The sequence below is a fragment of the Flavobacterium sp. ZT3R18 genome (genome assembly GCF_007097385.1).
GTDB lineage: Bacteria > Bacteroidota > Bacteroidia > Flavobacteriales > Flavobacteriaceae > Flavobacterium.
Genome location: NZ_VJZS01000004.1, coordinates 1 through 13,756 on the forward strand (window position 1 = coordinate 1; position 13,756 = coordinate 13,756).

General features: G+C 34.8%; 17 protein-coding genes and 2 rRNA genes. 11 read left to right on the forward strand and 8 right to left on the reverse strand.

Annotated elements, in window-relative coordinates:
* Nucleotides 1-171: 171 nt before the first annotated feature.
* The 3 genes from rrf (FNW52_RS05810) to FNW52_RS05820 all read left to right on the forward strand — a co-directional run bounded on the left by rrf (FNW52_RS05810) (nucleotide 172) and on the right by FNW52_RS05820 (nucleotide 1,653).
* Nucleotides 172-281, forward strand: a 5S ribosomal RNA gene (gene rrf / locus FNW52_RS05810).
* A gap of 375 nt (nucleotides 282-656) precedes the next feature.
* On the forward strand, nucleotides 657-836 hold the full coding sequence (locus tag FNW52_RS05815) for a hypothetical protein (protein WP_143376531.1): 180 nt from the start codon (nucleotides 657-659) through the stop codon (nucleotides 834-836).
* Between the two features lie 37 nt (nucleotides 837-873).
* Nucleotides 874-1,653, forward strand: coding sequence for a class I SAM-dependent methyltransferase (locus tag FNW52_RS05820; RefSeq protein ID WP_143376532.1), 780 nt, complete (start codon nucleotides 874-876; stop codon nucleotides 1,651-1,653).
* 218 nt (nucleotides 1,654-1,871) lie between these two features.
* Here the strand turns inward: FNW52_RS05820 and FNW52_RS20690 are convergent, their stop codons facing one another.
* Nucleotides 1,872-2,039, reverse strand: a complete 168-nt coding sequence (locus FNW52_RS20690; RefSeq protein ID WP_185965928.1) for a hypothetical protein — start codon at nucleotides 2,037-2,039, stop codon at nucleotides 1,872-1,874.
* Nucleotides 2,040-2,343: 304 nt separating this feature from the next.
* Here FNW52_RS20690 and rrf (FNW52_RS05830) point away from each other — a divergent pair.
* The 3 genes from rrf (FNW52_RS05830) (at nucleotide 2,344) to FNW52_RS05840 (ending at nucleotide 3,665) form a co-directional block, all read left to right on the forward strand.
* Nucleotides 2,344-2,453, forward strand: a 5S ribosomal RNA gene (gene rrf, locus FNW52_RS05830).
* A 148-nt stretch (nucleotides 2,454-2,601) separates the two neighbouring features.
* Nucleotides 2,602-3,117 (forward strand): helix-turn-helix domain-containing protein, encoded by a 516-nt coding sequence (locus tag FNW52_RS05835; protein WP_143376533.1) that lies wholly within the window; start codon nucleotides 2,602-2,604, stop codon nucleotides 3,115-3,117.
* A gap of 11 nt (nucleotides 3,118-3,128) precedes the next feature.
* Nucleotides 3,129-3,665, forward strand: coding sequence for an IS630 family transposase (locus FNW52_RS05840; protein WP_185965929.1), 537 nt, complete (start codon nucleotides 3,129-3,131; stop codon nucleotides 3,663-3,665).
* Nucleotides 3,666-3,968: 303 nt separating this feature from the next.
* Here FNW52_RS05840 and nth read toward each other — a convergent pair whose 3' ends face one another.
* Together nth and FNW52_RS05850 are read right to left on the reverse strand one after the other, a co-directional pair.
* Nucleotides 3,969-4,610: an endonuclease III gene (gene nth / locus FNW52_RS05845; RefSeq protein ID WP_143376535.1), complete on the reverse strand. Its 642-nt coding sequence runs from the start codon at nucleotides 4,608-4,610 to the stop codon at nucleotides 3,969-3,971.
* 120 nt (nucleotides 4,611-4,730) lie between these two features.
* Nucleotides 4,731-5,168 (reverse strand): DUF4268 domain-containing protein, encoded by a 438-nt coding sequence (locus FNW52_RS05850; RefSeq protein WP_143376536.1) that lies wholly within the window; start codon nucleotides 5,166-5,168, stop codon nucleotides 4,731-4,733.
* Between the two features lie 90 nt (nucleotides 5,169-5,258).
* Between FNW52_RS05850 and FNW52_RS05855 the strand changes: the two genes are divergently transcribed.
* Both FNW52_RS05855 and FNW52_RS05860 read left to right on the forward strand, forming a co-directional pair.
* Complete coding sequence (locus FNW52_RS05855; protein ID WP_143376537.1) at nucleotides 5,259-5,906, forward strand: CoA pyrophosphatase; 648 nt, start codon at nucleotides 5,259-5,261, stop codon at nucleotides 5,904-5,906.
* Nucleotides 5,907-6,034: 128 nt separating this feature from the next.
* Entirely contained in the window at nucleotides 6,035-6,844 is an 810-nt protein-coding gene (locus tag FNW52_RS05860; protein ID WP_143376538.1) for a 1-acyl-sn-glycerol-3-phosphate acyltransferase, read from the forward strand.
* 90 nt (nucleotides 6,845-6,934) lie between these two features.
* Here FNW52_RS05860 and FNW52_RS05865 read toward each other — a convergent pair whose 3' ends face one another.
* From FNW52_RS05865 to FNW52_RS05875, 3 genes are all read right to left on the reverse strand, one after another.
* Nucleotides 6,935-7,588: a hypothetical protein gene (locus tag FNW52_RS05865; RefSeq protein ID WP_143376539.1), complete on the reverse strand. Its 654-nt coding sequence runs from the start codon at nucleotides 7,586-7,588 to the stop codon at nucleotides 6,935-6,937.
* Nucleotides 7,585-8,088 carry an RNA polymerase sigma factor gene (locus tag FNW52_RS05870; RefSeq protein WP_116760377.1) on the reverse strand — a complete coding sequence of 168 codons (504 nt, stop codon included), beginning with the start codon at nucleotides 8,086-8,088 and terminating at the stop codon, nucleotides 7,585-7,587. Before FNW52_RS05870 ends, FNW52_RS05865 begins: the two co-directional genes overlap by 4 nt.
* 311 nt (nucleotides 8,089-8,399) lie before the next feature.
* A complete protein-coding gene (locus tag FNW52_RS05875; protein ID WP_143376540.1) occupies nucleotides 8,400-9,491 on the reverse strand; it encodes a DUF3810 domain-containing protein in 1,092 nt (363 codons plus the stop codon).
* A gap of 202 nt (nucleotides 9,492-9,693) precedes the next feature.
* Here FNW52_RS05875 and FNW52_RS05880 point away from each other — a divergent pair, with 202 nt between their 5' ends.
* From FNW52_RS05880 to FNW52_RS05890, 3 genes are read left to right on the forward strand one after another with little or no spacing between them, the layout of a single operon-like run.
* Complete coding sequence (locus FNW52_RS05880; RefSeq protein WP_143376541.1) at nucleotides 9,694-9,927, forward strand: DUF433 domain-containing protein; 234 nt, start codon at nucleotides 9,694-9,696, stop codon at nucleotides 9,925-9,927.
* Nucleotide 9,928: 1 nt separating this feature from the next.
* Nucleotides 9,929-10,270 (forward strand): DUF5615 family PIN-like protein, encoded by a 342-nt coding sequence (locus FNW52_RS05885; RefSeq protein ID WP_143376542.1) that lies wholly within the window; start codon nucleotides 9,929-9,931, stop codon nucleotides 10,268-10,270.
* Between the two features lie 32 nt (nucleotides 10,271-10,302).
* Complete coding sequence (locus FNW52_RS05890) at nucleotides 10,303-11,766, forward strand: aminoacyl-histidine dipeptidase (protein ID WP_143376543.1); 1,464 nt, start codon at nucleotides 10,303-10,305, stop codon at nucleotides 11,764-11,766.
* Nucleotides 11,767-12,040: 274 nt separating this feature from the next.
* Here the strand turns inward: FNW52_RS05890 and FNW52_RS05900 are convergent, their stop codons facing one another.
* Together FNW52_RS05900 and FNW52_RS05905 are read right to left on the reverse strand one after the other, a co-directional pair.
* On the reverse strand, nucleotides 12,041-13,333 hold the full coding sequence (locus FNW52_RS05900) for a DUF389 domain-containing protein (protein ID WP_143376544.1): 1,293 nt from the start codon (nucleotides 13,331-13,333) through the stop codon (nucleotides 12,041-12,043).
* Nucleotides 13,334-13,340: 7 nt separating this feature from the next.
* Nucleotides 13,341-13,688, reverse strand: coding sequence for a DHCW motif cupin fold protein (locus FNW52_RS05905; protein ID WP_143376545.1), 348 nt, complete (start codon nucleotides 13,686-13,688; stop codon nucleotides 13,341-13,343).
* Nucleotides 13,689-13,756 lie beyond the last annotated feature (68 nt).

Genomic DNA, 13,756 nt, shown 5'->3' on the forward strand with positions numbered 1-13,756 from the left:
GAGCTTGTCGAAGGGAGGTGGGGGAGAAACTTTCTCCTTTCGACAGGCTCAAGGGCCGTCAAAATACTTTTTATGTTCTTTATCTCAGTATGTTAAGATATTATTGTCTTATTTATCATTGTAAAAATGATATTTATTGCAAATGATTGCCCAAAGCAATTGTAACGACCTTAAGGTGGTTATTGCGGCGGGGCTCACCTCTTCCCATCCCGAACAGAGTAGTTAAGCCCGCCTGCGCAGATGGTACTGCAGTTATGTGGGAGAGTATGTCGTCGCCTTTCTTTTGAAAAACCCCGTTTCTTACGAAACGGGGTTTTTTGCTTTAAAGATTTAATGATTGAAAAATTTAAAGATTCTAGGTGTGGGGTTGGGTGGGTTGTACGTTGGAAATAGTATTATGATAATTGCCTGCTCAAGAAAGTGATTTCCCTGCTTGAGAAAGTTGTTTTGGGGGAGGAGAAAGCTAATTGAGGATAGGAGAAAGTTATTTTGAGTGTGTTTGCGTGAGGGATGGGAGTGGTATCCTTTTTTATGACTTTTTCTGCCATAAAAAAGATATAGCGGACAGCCCGACCTTCAAGATATGCGAGAATAAACCCGATCGAGTGAATTTGTAATCCGTTAGCGCACAGCACATCGGCAAAGAAATTACAAAAATGGAAAAGCTATCAGCGGTAAAAGCTGGTAGTTTTTCTGTTTTGAGATTAGTTTTTGAGTATAGTATGACTTTACTTTGTGGCCACGGATTGCAAATCCGACCTTCGGCAACCTGTATTAAAAATGGTCAAAACCTTTTGGCTGCTTTTAAAACTATTGTAATTCTACGGCCTGAATAGTTTCTAATCTTACTATATTAATATAAATCGAAAACAAATGAAAAACACCTCAGTAAGCATACTTATTAACCCATACAACAACGAGCCCTTAGTATTGAAAAACGGAAACGATTTCTTAACCGATCATTTGGGAAATATTGTACCGATTGTAAACGGAATTCCAAATTTTTTGGCACTCGAAGAAACCAAAGACCTCAACTTAAAATATCAAAAATTTTACGACAAGATTAGCCGACTCAATGATATTGCCGAAGTGGTGTATTCGCTTTTTTATGATTTAAAAAAATTGCGCAGCGACTGGATGAAAGATGTAGAAGTGCAAGAAAACTGGAATGTGCTCGAAACATCGGTAGGCACGGGTTGGAATTTTAAGGTATTGCCTAAGAATGCCAATTATTTTGGTATCGATATATCGGCAGGAATGCTCAAACAAGCTCAAAGGAACCAGAAAAAATGGGGCATCCCTATGGAACTTTTTCAGGGCAATGCTGAATACCTTCCGTTTGCTAACAACTCTTTTGACAGTGTGTTTCACGTAGGAGGAATCAACTTCTTCAACAACCGAGAAAGAGCCATTCTGGAAATGATTCGGGTTGCCAAGCCCAATACCAAGATTGTGATTATAGACGAAACCGAAGAAAAAATTCAGCAACAATACCGTAAGACACCTTTAGTGAAGCGCTACTTTTCTACTTCGGATATCGACCAAGCCCGAACGGTGGCTCCTGTAGATTTGGTTCCGAAAACCATGAAAGACATCGAGGTAAAACTACTCGACAAAGGAAAAATGTACCAACTTAGCTTTAGAACAATATAACTCTTCGAGCAAGGCATAAAAAGAGTCACTTTTCTATAACAAACAGCCCCCGATTGCAATTGCAAGCAGGGGCTGTTTGTTTGTGTAATCACAAAGAGTGGGACTACTTGTTATCAGGATATTTATCAGGATTTTGCGAAGTATGAAATACTGCGTTTAAGAAAACAGTTTTACTAGGTTCATCAACAATAAAAAAAGCGATAGGTGAAACAATGATTTTATAATTCATACTTGCTTTTTAAGTCGGTATAAATTTTTTCGGTATCAGTATAAGTAGCTTTGTCAGAATTAATTTGGCTGTCTAAAATTTGTTGTTGGTCTTTAGACAAGCCATATGGATTTGTGTTTGTTGCAGGCTCTGCAAGAGCATCAACATAACCAATCACGCGTTCTAAAACACTTTGAGGAGCGTTTTGAGGTTTTTCGTTAGTAAATCGATAGATACTGATTTCATAATAGATATATGTATTAGTTTGATACTAAAATATCAACAAATTTAGTAAATAAAGCATTAGGCAATAAGCGATAAGCTTGCATTGCGCTGAAAAAGTAAGCTGCAACCCTAAAAGGTTGTGGTTTTTTTGAGTTTTAGAACTTTCTAAAATACTTTTTATGTTCTTTATCTCAGTATGTTAAGATATTGTGTAATGTTGTTCCGAATAAGTCGGAATACCCATTGCAAAACGACCTTAAGGTGGTTATTGCGGCGGGGCTCACCTCTTCCCATCCCGAACAGAGTAGTTAAGCACGCCTGCGCAGATGGTACTGCAGTTATGTGGGAGAGTATGTCGTCGCCTTTCTTTTTGAAAACCCCGTTTCTTACAAAACGGGGTTTTTTGTTTTACAGAGGTACCAGTTTTATAGTTATACCAAACGAAAATATAATATAGACCAATTTTGATAATTGGTTTTTTATTGTTAAATTTGGACTATATTATAACAGTAATTATGGCACATGCAAAAATTTTGGTAATTAAGGAAACCGAAAAAGAAATAAAAAATCTGCTCAAACAATCTATTCCATTTATTGGTCAACGTTTGAGAGTTCTGCTGATTTTGAAGCAAAACGAAAAAGTAGGGATTTCTAAACGTGAGGTTGCTAAATTAGCGGGGGTTGACCCCAATAGCGTTCAGAATTGGAGAACTTTATACCTTAATGCTGGAATTGAGGGTTTGATGAAGCATCAAAAAACAGGTTTTAAGCCGTCGGCTTTTAATGCTATTGAACACAATATGTTGGAAACAAAACTCAACAACCCTCAAAATGGACTTCAAGGCTATGTTGAGCTTAAAGATTGGATTGAAAAAGAATCAGGGAAGACTTTTAATTACAACACATTGCTTTATTACTGCATCAGGAATTTTAAATCAAGTGTAAAAGTAGCCCGCAAAAGTCATGTCAAAAAAGACGAAGATCAGGGAATCTCTTTTAAAAAGACTTCGGACGAATCTGTCAAGAAATAGCACTAAATACAGTGGGTGATTTTGACTCTGTAAACTTATATTTTCAAGATGAATCGCGTTTTGGTTTGTTCACTCGAAATGGAAAATCAGTTACTGCTATTAGTGTTAAACTGATTTGTACTTTTCAACAAGTTTTTAAATCAACTTGGCTTTCCGGAGCTTTTTCGCCCATAACTGGAGACCATTTTCAATTAATACTCCCGCATTGCAACGCCGATAATTTTCAAGTTTTTCTAAATGATTTCTCTAAAGAAAATCCAAAAGAACTCAAAATAATGGTGCTGGATAATGGAAGGTTTCATAAGGCTAAAAAATTAATCATTCCTGAAAATATTGTTTTGGTTTTTCTACCACCATATTCTCCGGAACTTAATCCCGCTGAAAAAATGTGGGCAAAATACAAACGAGAGTTTTCTAATAAATTTTATAATTCATTGGAAGATGTAGAAGATTTCATTACTAATATCGTAAAAGCTACAAGCAAAAAAGAGGTAATGAGTATCTGTGGATATAGTTATGTGTTTTTAGATAAAATTTGGACTATATAATACATGTGTTTGGTATTAAATCAAGAGCAAAACGGATGGATTAAGCTAAAAGAGTGGGTGATCCGTCTTTAGAACCCTGTGTTTTGTCGTAAAAAGGGAGCGATTCTTTAGTATATGATTATTTTGATTTACTTAAAGGCTGTTTTGAAAATGTGATTGCATGAGGGATGGGAATGGCATCCTTTTCTTTTGCTCCTTTAGGAAATGAAAAGATACAATGGACAGCCCGACCCTTGGGGCATGTACAAATGTTGATAAAGGAAGGTTAATTTTATAGATTATTCCTTTAATTGAGATTAAATACTATTGATTAACCCTATAATACCCACAAACCGCATTAATTGGACACTCCTCACATTTCGGTTTTGGTCTACAAATTTCCCTTCCCAGAAAAGAAATGGCCATGCCAATCTCAGCCCAAATTATTTTTGGCACTATTTGCATGAGTTGTTTTTCGACTTTATTGCCGTCCTGTGTTTCAGGGATTAATCCAATTCTTGGGGAGACACGAATCACGTGTAAATCGGCAATTATTCCTTCTGCAGTAACTTTGGCTTCACGCATAATGACATTGGCTGATTTTCGTCCAATACCTTTTAGCGACGTTAAGCCCTCCATGGTAAGCGGTATGTTTTCGTCTTTTTGGATTGTTTGTGCGATTTCTAGGATCCAGTTAGCCTTGGTTCCAAAATTTCTAACTTTAGAGATGTATGGAATTAAGGTCTCGACATTTGATGCAGCTAGTCGTTCCATATTGGGGAACTTTTTAAAAAGGGCAGGAGATATGGAGTTGATATTGGCATCAGAATCTTGTGCCGAAAGCACCACCATGATGACCAATTGATACAAATTCTGGTAGTCTAACGGATGTTTTCGACCGTTATATTTCTCAAGGATTGGGGCTAATTTGGTTGCCCAATCATTTGTTTCTCCGAATAAATCCATGTTGATTTTTGATTTAGGATTGCTTCGCCTGTTCGCCTTTCAGGCTCGGGTAACGATTTTAGATTGTAGATTTCGGTTTGCTGCGTCAAATCACAAATCAGCACTCGTTATTCTAAAATCTTAAATCTCAATATCTTTTATAAAACCGTCATATTCTAAATAAAACAGTTCCAGTGCATTCATTTTCTCATAGAAAAAATCAAAAATTTCATCCCAATACTTGCGATTGCTTACACTTACATTGCTTTTTTCGACCCAAATGCGGCTGATGGTTTTCCCGTTTTCGAGGGTGTGATTTCTTTCAAAAACTAGATCCTTGACAAATTCTTCCTCAAGTATATTTTTTAGTGCTTCGAGTTTATCAAAATACCGTATACGCAATGCTGCATTCCTCATTTCTATATCGATATGCACTCGGGCTTTGGTATTTTCGACATAAAATTTAAAGGAGAAATCTTTTATTTTGGTATCATATAATACCCATTTTCTAGGGTATTTTTGTGCAAAATCAACCCAGAATTCGTGTTTTAGTTTTTGATTTTCTTCTTTGCTGTACATATCTTTTGGTTTAGGTAAGAGAAAATTTGTTTGACACTATTTTCTAAACTATATTTATAATTATTTTATTTGCAAAAATAACCTTTGATTATGGATTTTCAAGATTTTTTACAATTAGTTCCTCATTTTAGTGCTGTTAATCTTCCCGGAGAGGATGCTCATAACATTATGGTACCCAAAGAACGTCTTGAAATTATAAAAAATTTAAATTTTGAGCAGATAAAACCTAAGATTGCCGCAGTAATGATGTTGCTTTATCCTAAAGATGGCATTACGCATTTGGTTTTAATAGTTCGGAATTCTTATGAAGGAGTACATTCATCCCAAATTGCATTTCCAGGAGGAAAATATGAAAATGAAGATGCCAATTTTGAAGAAACAGCTTTAAGGGAAACCTATGAAGAAATTGGAATTCATCCTGAAAAAGTTGAAATAGTAAAAGCATTTACAAAATTATACATTCCACCAAGTAATTTTATGGTTTACCCTTTCTTGGGAATTTGTAAAGAAGAAATTATTTTTTATCCGGATCCTACAGAAGTGTCAGGTATAATAGAATTGCCTTTGTGTACTTTTTTAAGTGATACTATTACTGTTAATTCAAAAATAAATACTTCTTATGGCAATGCTATTGAAGTGCCCGCTTTCAAAATAGAAGAGCACATTGTTTGGGGGGCAACCGCTATGATGTTGAGTGAATTAAAGGTAGTTTTGAAAGATTTACTGTCTTTGAAATAATGTTTATTACCCAAGAAAGCGCCCTGTTTTTTAGGTTCTAATTGAAGCATTGTAGTGTTTGAATCCAAAAACCACGAAAAAAAATCGTAATTTTGTAGTCCCAAATTCAAAAACAAATAAACAATCTTATGGGATTATTTAAGCGAAATCCTTTCGGTCATATACTATTTATAAAAAAATGGTTGATTAGAATCTTCGGATTTATTAGTCATAGACGTTACCGTGGTTTTAATGAACTGCAAATAGAAGGGTCTGAAATCATTAAAAATCTGCCTGACACAAACGTCCTTTTTATCTCCAACCATCAAACGTATTTTGCCGACGTGACAGCGATGTTTCATGTATTCAATGCCAGTTTAAGCGGGCGAGAAGATTCCATAAAAAACGTTTGGTATATGTGGAATCCCAAATTGAGTATGTATTATGTCGCTGCCAAAGAAACTATGAATGCAGGTTTATTGCCTAAAATCATGGCCTATGCGGGAGCTATTACAGTAGAGAGAACTTGGCGAGCCAAAGGGGAAGATGTAAAAGAGAAAAAGGATGTAAACCCAAATGATACAGAGAATATTAAAATAGCGTTGGCCGATGGTTGGGTAATTACTTTTCCGCAAGGAACAACCAAATCGTTTAAACCCGTTCGGAAAGGAACGGCACACATTATAAAGCAACACCGACCTATAGTTGTCCCTATAGTAATTGACGGTTTTCGACGCTCGTTTTGCAAGAAAGGGTTGCGTATGAAAAAGAAAGGAATCCTTCAATCATTTATCATCAAAGAGCCTTTGGATATTGATTATGATAATGATACTATTGAAGAAATTGTTGAAAAAGTAGAATATGCCATCGAGCAACATGCTTCTTTCCTTAAAGTAATTCCAGCTGAGGAATTAAAAGAGCAAGAAGAATTGAACAAGAAAAGACAGTGGGAATATTGAATAAAAAGTGAATAGCCCTTAGTGATTAGTGAATAGCCCAAAAGCATTTTAGCTAATTACTAGGGGCTATTCACTAATCACTTACTAATTTTATAAATCTATTTTCTTCAATTCCTCAAAGTTTTTCTGCAAGCGTTTTAGTAAAATACCATAGATAAGCTTATAGACTAACCAAAAAGAAAAGGTTAATAAAGCCGTAGCTACAATCAACACCAGCAAGGATATTAAAGCGATATTCAATGGCATTTCAGGATGTAGTGTGCCGTTTTTGGAAGCACCTTCCAAGTAGCTTTCATAAAACATATACCCTCCGAAAGCGATAAAAAATAAAGCAAAAAAGGACAAGTTAAACGCAATATATTGTTTAACCACTTTTCTCGTTTTTAGTATCGTAGAGATTAGTTTTTTGGTATTATCATCGACAGCAATTTTACGATACATCGTATAAAATTTATAGATGAAGAAAAGGATAACCGCATATAGTAACACAGTAGTGGCTATATAATACTCGTAAATCCCTAAATGCTTAATTAATTCTACATTTTTCTCGTCATACTTGGTAAAAGATAAAACCAATCCCAATACCAATCCCAAACCAAGTTCAATCACACTTATCATAAAAATCCATTTCACTACCGAAGATGATTTTTTATGAATCATTTTGTATATTTCCTTTTCCGAAACCTGCTCAAAAGAAGCTGAAGTCTTATTCCAGTCTTTTTTTAATAAATCCAACTCTTTCATACGCCCAATGGATTTAATATTTTTTTTAATTTCCCTTTTATTCTGTTCATTTTTACCCTTGCATTCACTTCACTTATTCCTAAAGTTTCCGATATTTCGGTATAATCCTTGTCTTCCAGATACATAAATACCAACGCTTTTTCAATATCATTCAGCTGATAAACCGCTTCATACATTAATTTCAACTGCTCCTCTTCTTCGTAATTATACTCAATATCATGCGTAAAATGCTGTCTGCCTTCATATTCAACAGTCGCAATGCTTCGCTTATTTTTCCTGTACAAAGTAATTGCCGTATTCAAAGCCACCCGATAAGCCCAAGTCGAAAATTTACTGTCTCCCCTAAATTTCGGAAAAGCCTTCCACAACTGAATCGTGATTTCCTGAAACAAATCCTTGTGCGCATCCTCGCCAGCAGTATACAATCGACAAATCTTGTGGATTATATTCTGGTTTTCTTGCAGTTGCTTGACAAAAGAAGGTTCTAAATTCTCGCTCATATTTCAATTAGTACGACACTAGTCAATTTTGTTACAAAACGACACTTTTTTATTTTAAACAATAATTAGGAGCACAAATCTATCATTCACAACAACATTTGTCCCGCTATCATTCCAATCTTTTTATCCCGATGAAAAATCGGGATAAAAAGGATTTTCCCTTCTATCGGGGCTAATCGAGAAATTTAGTTTTTCATAAGACCTTTTCAAAGGAAAAAATCTAAAAAATTAAAAGAAGCTAAAGAATCAAAAAAAAAAAAAGTAAAAACACACCCTAAACATCGTGTAACCCAAAACTGAAAACAGATAACTCAAAACGGCCTCACTTTATAATAATTTACCATTAAATTCACGAACTTACTATAACTATCCATACCGTCTTTTTGTTGATTCATTTTTAGAAAATTGTCATAAAAAGCATGAAATCCCGTTTCAATTGGAGTTTGGTATTGTTCCCAAAAATCTTCGCTCTCTTTATAGTTTTTCAAAATCCCAGGATGAACGGTTTTGAGTAATTGCTCGAGTATTTTTTCGTTTCGTACTCGCCAATTACCTAGGCAATAGCGCAAAGCCATACTATAACCCGAATACTGAAAATACAAATTGTCATTTTTGATAGAAGATAAAAAACCAATGAAATTGCATTCACTTTCGCTGGCATATCCCATCTGATGTGCCATTTCATGATTCGTGGTCATCGGAAAACTGTACATCGGACCTAAATAATTTACCTGTGATTCATTGGTAAACGGATTCAAATAACCGCCAAAACCCATATAGGTCAACGGCAAACTAAATAAGGATTTCTTAACACTCAAATGCGAGTAGGTAAAAAAAACATATTCGCGGGATAAGTTTTTATATCCATTTTGATTCATTTCAAAAACTTGGTTTTGTGAGTAAGGGAAAACCACTTTCAAACTGTCATTTTTTGTAATCTGACTTTGAATTGCATTCGTTTTGGCAATTATTTTTTTGGTAAAAGCCAATAAATCGGCATCTGTATAATCTCTTTCAATAGCCATTTTTTCAAACAGTGGTTCACGGTAATAGTTCAATGCCCAGAGGATGTGAAAGAAGAAATAAAGCACCGATAAAAAACTCAAAATAGTTAAGAGGTTGTTTTTCCATTCCTGTTTAGCTCCGCTTTGTTCGGCTCTGCCTCGAGTCCAGGATTGCCTTTTCATCCACAACCATTTTATAAGCAATACAATTAATATAAAATACAAGCAATCACCTATAGAAAAAGGAATTTTTCCCAAAACGATTCTCAAAGTTTTTGATAATAATATATACAATCCGTTGCTGTAAAAACGTTCTACACATTCCGGAAAAAACCGAATGATTTTTAGGATTACGATTTGGATTAACAAGAATATTGGAAGAATGTAACGTCTTTTCACGAGATAGATTTTGGGTATAAATTTAATTATAAATAAAGAAGTGCTATTTCTTTTTTGTAATTTTGTGATGCATTTAGAAATTTAATGTTTTTAGTGCGAATATAATATTTTTAATGAGGTGCATTGAGTTAATATTTTGAATGCAATTGAAATTGAATGTTATTTCTTTTTGTAAATTTGTAAAAAATAAATCTGACTAAATATGGAATTTATTGCAAACAGGATTACTATTGATGATAAAATTTGCAACGGAAAACCCACAATCCGCGGCAAGAGAATCTCTGTGCAAACTATTCTTGAGTTTTTAAGTGCAGGAGAGGAAAAAGAAGAAATTTTAAGACAATATCCTTCCTTGGAATCAGAGGATATTGATGCCTGTTTGAAATTTGCCTCCGAATTGATGAATAGAAATTTCACTATAAAAACAGTAGCATAATATGGCTGTTTTTATTATCGATGCCAATTTACCATACTACTTTTCGCTTTGGAATACTCCTGAATTTATTCATGTTAAAGATATTAACGATGAATGGACAGATGAGCAAATTTGGACTTATGCCAAAACAAATAATCTAACTATCATTACTAAAGATTGTGATTTTTCAAATAAAATAATGTTCAATAATCCTCCACCTCGAGTGATTCATCTTCGATTTGGGAATATGAAGATGAAGCCTTTTTTTGAAACCATCACAAAACTTTGGGATGATATTGTTGAGATAAACAAAGACCATAAATTGGTAAACGTTTTTATAGACAGAATAGAAGGAATTGAATAAAATAAAAAATAAAAAATAAAAAATAAAAATAAATGAGCCAAGAAATAAGAAATCTAGAACCAAAAGCACTTTGGAACAAATTTGCAGATTTAAATGCAGTCCCTCGTCCTTCTAAAAAAGAAGAACGTGTAATCGAGTTTATGAAAAACTTCGGTAATAATTTAGGACTAGAAACTTTTGAAGATGAGATCCGCAACGTAATTATTCGTAAGCCAGCTACTCCAGGCATGGAAAACAGAAAAGCACTTGTTTTGCAAGGACATTTGGATATGGTACACCAAAAAAATTCGGATACTGTATTTGATTTCGATACTCAAGGAATCGAGATGTATGTTGATGGGGATTGGGTTCGTGCCAGAGGAACTACTCTTGGTGCTGATAACGGTCTTGGTGTAGCGACTATTATGGCGATTTTAGAAAGCAACGATATTCCACACCCGGCTATTGAAGCTTTGTTTACCATAGACGAAGAAACTGGAATGACTGGAGCTTTGAATTTACAAGGTGGAATTCTTCGAGGAGATATTTTATTGAATTTGGATACCGAAGAAGATGATGAGATTGGTATTGGATGTGCCGGTGGAATCGATGTTACGGCCACTGCCGAGTATGATGAAGAGGAAACTCCAGAAGGTTCTGTTGCTTATGCCATAACGGTAAAAGGATTAAAAGGTGGGCATTCAGGAATGGATATTCACAAAGGTTTGGGGAATGCCAACAAAATTATGAACCGTTTGTTATTTGATGGTTTTGATAATTTTGGATTGCAAATTTCTGAAATCAACGGTGGAAGTCTTCGCAATGCAATTCCGCGCGAAAGTATGGCGAAAGTAATAATTGCCGCTGTTTATGATGAAGCTTTTGTGTTTGACATGCAACAAATTGTAAATGAAATCAAGGCTGAATTTCAAACTACCGAACCTAATCTTGAAGTAGTTTTCGAAAAATTAGATACTGTTCCGGCAACCGTGATGCCATCGATAGCGCAATTTTATTTTGTTCGTTCGATGTACACTGCGCACAATGGTGTTTACAGAATGAGTGCCGATTTTGATAATTTGGTTGAAACTTCCAATAATATTGCCAAAGTTGTGGTAGGAGAGGGGAAACTTTCTGTACAATGTTTGACACGTTCTTCAGTAGAATCGTCCAAATTTGATCTGGCTAATGCTTTGCGTTCTGCCTTTGAATTAATGGGATGTGAAGTAGAGTTCTCAGGTTCTTATCCAGGTTGGTCACCAAATCCTAAGTCTGAAATATTAGATGTTTTAGTTTCTATTTACGAAAAACAAAATGGAGCCAAACCAAATGTAGCTGCTTGTCACGCTGGATTAGAATGCGGAATTCTAGGGACAAATTACCCGGATATGGATATGATTTCTTTTGGACCAACTATTCACGGAGCGCATTCTCCAGATGAAAGAGCGAGTATTTCTTCGGCTCAAAAATACTGGAAATTTGTATTGGAAATTTTAGAAAACATACCAGCTAAATAAGTTTTCAGTTTTCAGTCTCAGTTTTCAGTCCCAACTAGTTAGTAAGTATGACTGAAAACTGCGACTGCGACTGAAAACTTTAATCCCTTTTCGGACTATTTTTCTTTTCTCTCTTTTCTTCCTTCTTTTCTTTTGCGGTTTTAAGAGGCTCTTTTTTGGCCGTTTTCTTAGCGTCTTGACTTTTTGCCATGATAGTATGTTTTTTAGTTGTTTGTTTTATTGTTCAAGTAAATGTAAAGTTTTTTTTTGGTTTTTCAAATTTGTTGACTTACAATTACGGCTGTCTATACACTTCCACAGTATCTTTTTCCAGTCTTTGCTCTAGCCAAATAGTTAACTTTCTTTTTGAATCCAATTTTAATTCTGTCCTGCTTTTGTATAACAGGATTGGAATGGTTTTGTCTTTGCTGGTGTATTGGGTAATGGAAACGGTATTAATTTCAGGAAAAAGAATTATGGCTTCTTTGCTTACGTTAGTATTGTTGGATTGATAATTGGAGATTTTTTTCTGTAAATTAAGAATTAAAACATCTTTATCATCTCCCGATTTTTTATGATTGTTAATAGTATTTAGGATGTCATTTTTTAAATCAAATGTATCTTGTTTGATGAGCAGTTGTGTATTCAATAAATCATATTCTTTTAATTTCTGATTGTAGGTTTTGATTTCTGCAGCGTTGAATTTTTTAGCCAAAAATGCCAATTCTAGAATCTTTGGATTGCTATTGTAATCGGTTCTTTTGTAAATAAGGGTAAAATCTTTTTGAGGGAATTCGTGTTCAATAAATTCTTCGGTGCGTTGTTTGTATTTCTTTTCATCAAATAATCGATAGGCAAAATAAATACTGGGGATAATCATAATTAAAAGAAGTGCTGTGATTCCTTGTTTTACACGCTTTTGATGTTTTACATCGATTTGTTTGGCAATGGGGTATTTTAAATATTTTACAATAATAAATGTAGCGATACATATAAAAACGCAATTGATGGTGTACAAATACAGCGCACCTCCAAAAAATAAATAATTTCCAGTCGCCAATCCATAACCGGCAGTGCACAAAGGAGGCATCAAAGCCGTGGCAATAGCAACGCCTGGAATAGGATTTCCCTTTTCGACTCTAGTAACTGCAATGACACCTACCAATCCTCCAAAAAAAGCAATCAAAATATCATAAATATTGGGAGAGGTTCGTGCCAAAAGTTCTGATTGAACTTCTTTGAATGGACTAATATAAAAGTAAAGTGTCGAAACGATTAAGCTTACAACGGTGGCTATCGCAAGGTTTTTGATTGATTTTTTGACCAATTCAAAATCATACATTCCTAACCCAAAACCAGCTCCAACGATAGGCCCCATTAGAGGAGAAATAAGCATGGCTCCAATAATTACAGCAGTTGAATTGACATTGAGTCCCACAGAAGCAATTACAATGGCACATGCCAAAATCCATAAATTAGAACCTCGAAAAGAAATGTTACTCAGTATGTTTTCTAGCACCTTTTTCTTGTCTTCCTCTCCTTTTTGAAGATCAATGAAATTAATGAGCTTATTTATTAAGTTGTTCATACTGTTTTTATTTGCTTGGTTTCAAAAAACCACCATCAATAATTAATAAAGTAACTTGATTTGCGGCTATGGAACGATGTGAACTCAAATCATCTGAAACAACGTAAGTCATTCCTTGGGTAAGTTTGAAGATTTCGCCATTTTCAAGTTCGCTGCTGAATTCGCCTTCCAAACAATGAACAATGTGACCTTTTTGGCACCAATGATCGGCCTTGTAATTGTCGGAATAAATGACTTTTCGAATTCGAAGGCCATCAAAGAGAATCGTTTGCCAATAGGCTACACCAGTAGTGCCTTTGTGTTCGGTGGTGGGTATATTGTTCCAATCTATCGTTTGAAAAGGTATGGTGTACATCTGTTTTGTTTTTCTATTGAAAGTAAATTTAAGGAATTAAATCAACATATTTTTTCTCATGTTTTTTA

Excerpts from the sequence above, each read along its gene's own strand:
- FNW52_RS05815 (WP_143376531.1), top strand. The coding sequence starts at position 657 with ATGGAAAAGCTATCAGCGGTAAAAGCTGGTAGTTTTTCTGTTTTGAGA.
- FNW52_RS05820 (WP_143376532.1), top strand. The coding sequence starts at position 874 with ATGAAAAACACCTCAGTAAGCATACTTATTAACCCATACAACAACGAG.
- FNW52_RS05835 (WP_143376533.1), top strand. The coding sequence starts at position 2,602 with ATGGCACATGCAAAAATTTTGGTAATTAAGGAAACCGAAAAAGAAATA.
- nth (WP_143376535.1), bottom strand. The coding sequence starts at position 4,610 with ATGGATTTATTCGGAGAAACAAATGATTGGGCAACCAAATTAGCCCCA.
- FNW52_RS05850 (WP_143376536.1), bottom strand. The coding sequence starts at position 5,168 with ATGTACAGCAAAGAAGAAAATCAAAAACTAAAACACGAATTCTGGGTT.
- FNW52_RS05855 (WP_143376537.1), top strand. The coding sequence starts at position 5,259 with ATGGATTTTCAAGATTTTTTACAATTAGTTCCTCATTTTAGTGCTGTT.
- FNW52_RS05860 (WP_143376538.1), top strand. The coding sequence starts at position 6,035 with ATGGGATTATTTAAGCGAAATCCTTTCGGTCATATACTATTTATAAAA.
- FNW52_RS05865 (WP_143376539.1), bottom strand. The coding sequence starts at position 7,588 with ATGAAAGAGTTGGATTTATTAAAAAAAGACTGGAATAAGACTTCAGCT.
- FNW52_RS05870 (WP_116760377.1), bottom strand. The coding sequence starts at position 8,088 with ATGAGCGAGAATTTAGAACCTTCTTTTGTCAAGCAACTGCAAGAAAAC.
- FNW52_RS05880 (WP_143376541.1), top strand. The coding sequence starts at position 9,694 with ATGGAATTTATTGCAAACAGGATTACTATTGATGATAAAATTTGCAAC.
- FNW52_RS05885 (WP_143376542.1), top strand. The coding sequence starts at position 9,929 with ATGGCTGTTTTTATTATCGATGCCAATTTACCATACTACTTTTCGCTT.
- FNW52_RS05890 (WP_143376543.1), top strand. The coding sequence starts at position 10,303 with ATGAGCCAAGAAATAAGAAATCTAGAACCAAAAGCACTTTGGAACAAA.
- FNW52_RS05900 (WP_143376544.1), bottom strand. The coding sequence starts at position 13,333 with ATGAACAACTTAATAAATAAGCTCATTAATTTCATTGATCTTCAAAAA.
- FNW52_RS05905 (WP_143376545.1), bottom strand. The coding sequence starts at position 13,688 with ATGTACACCATACCTTTTCAAACGATAGATTGGAACAATATACCCACC.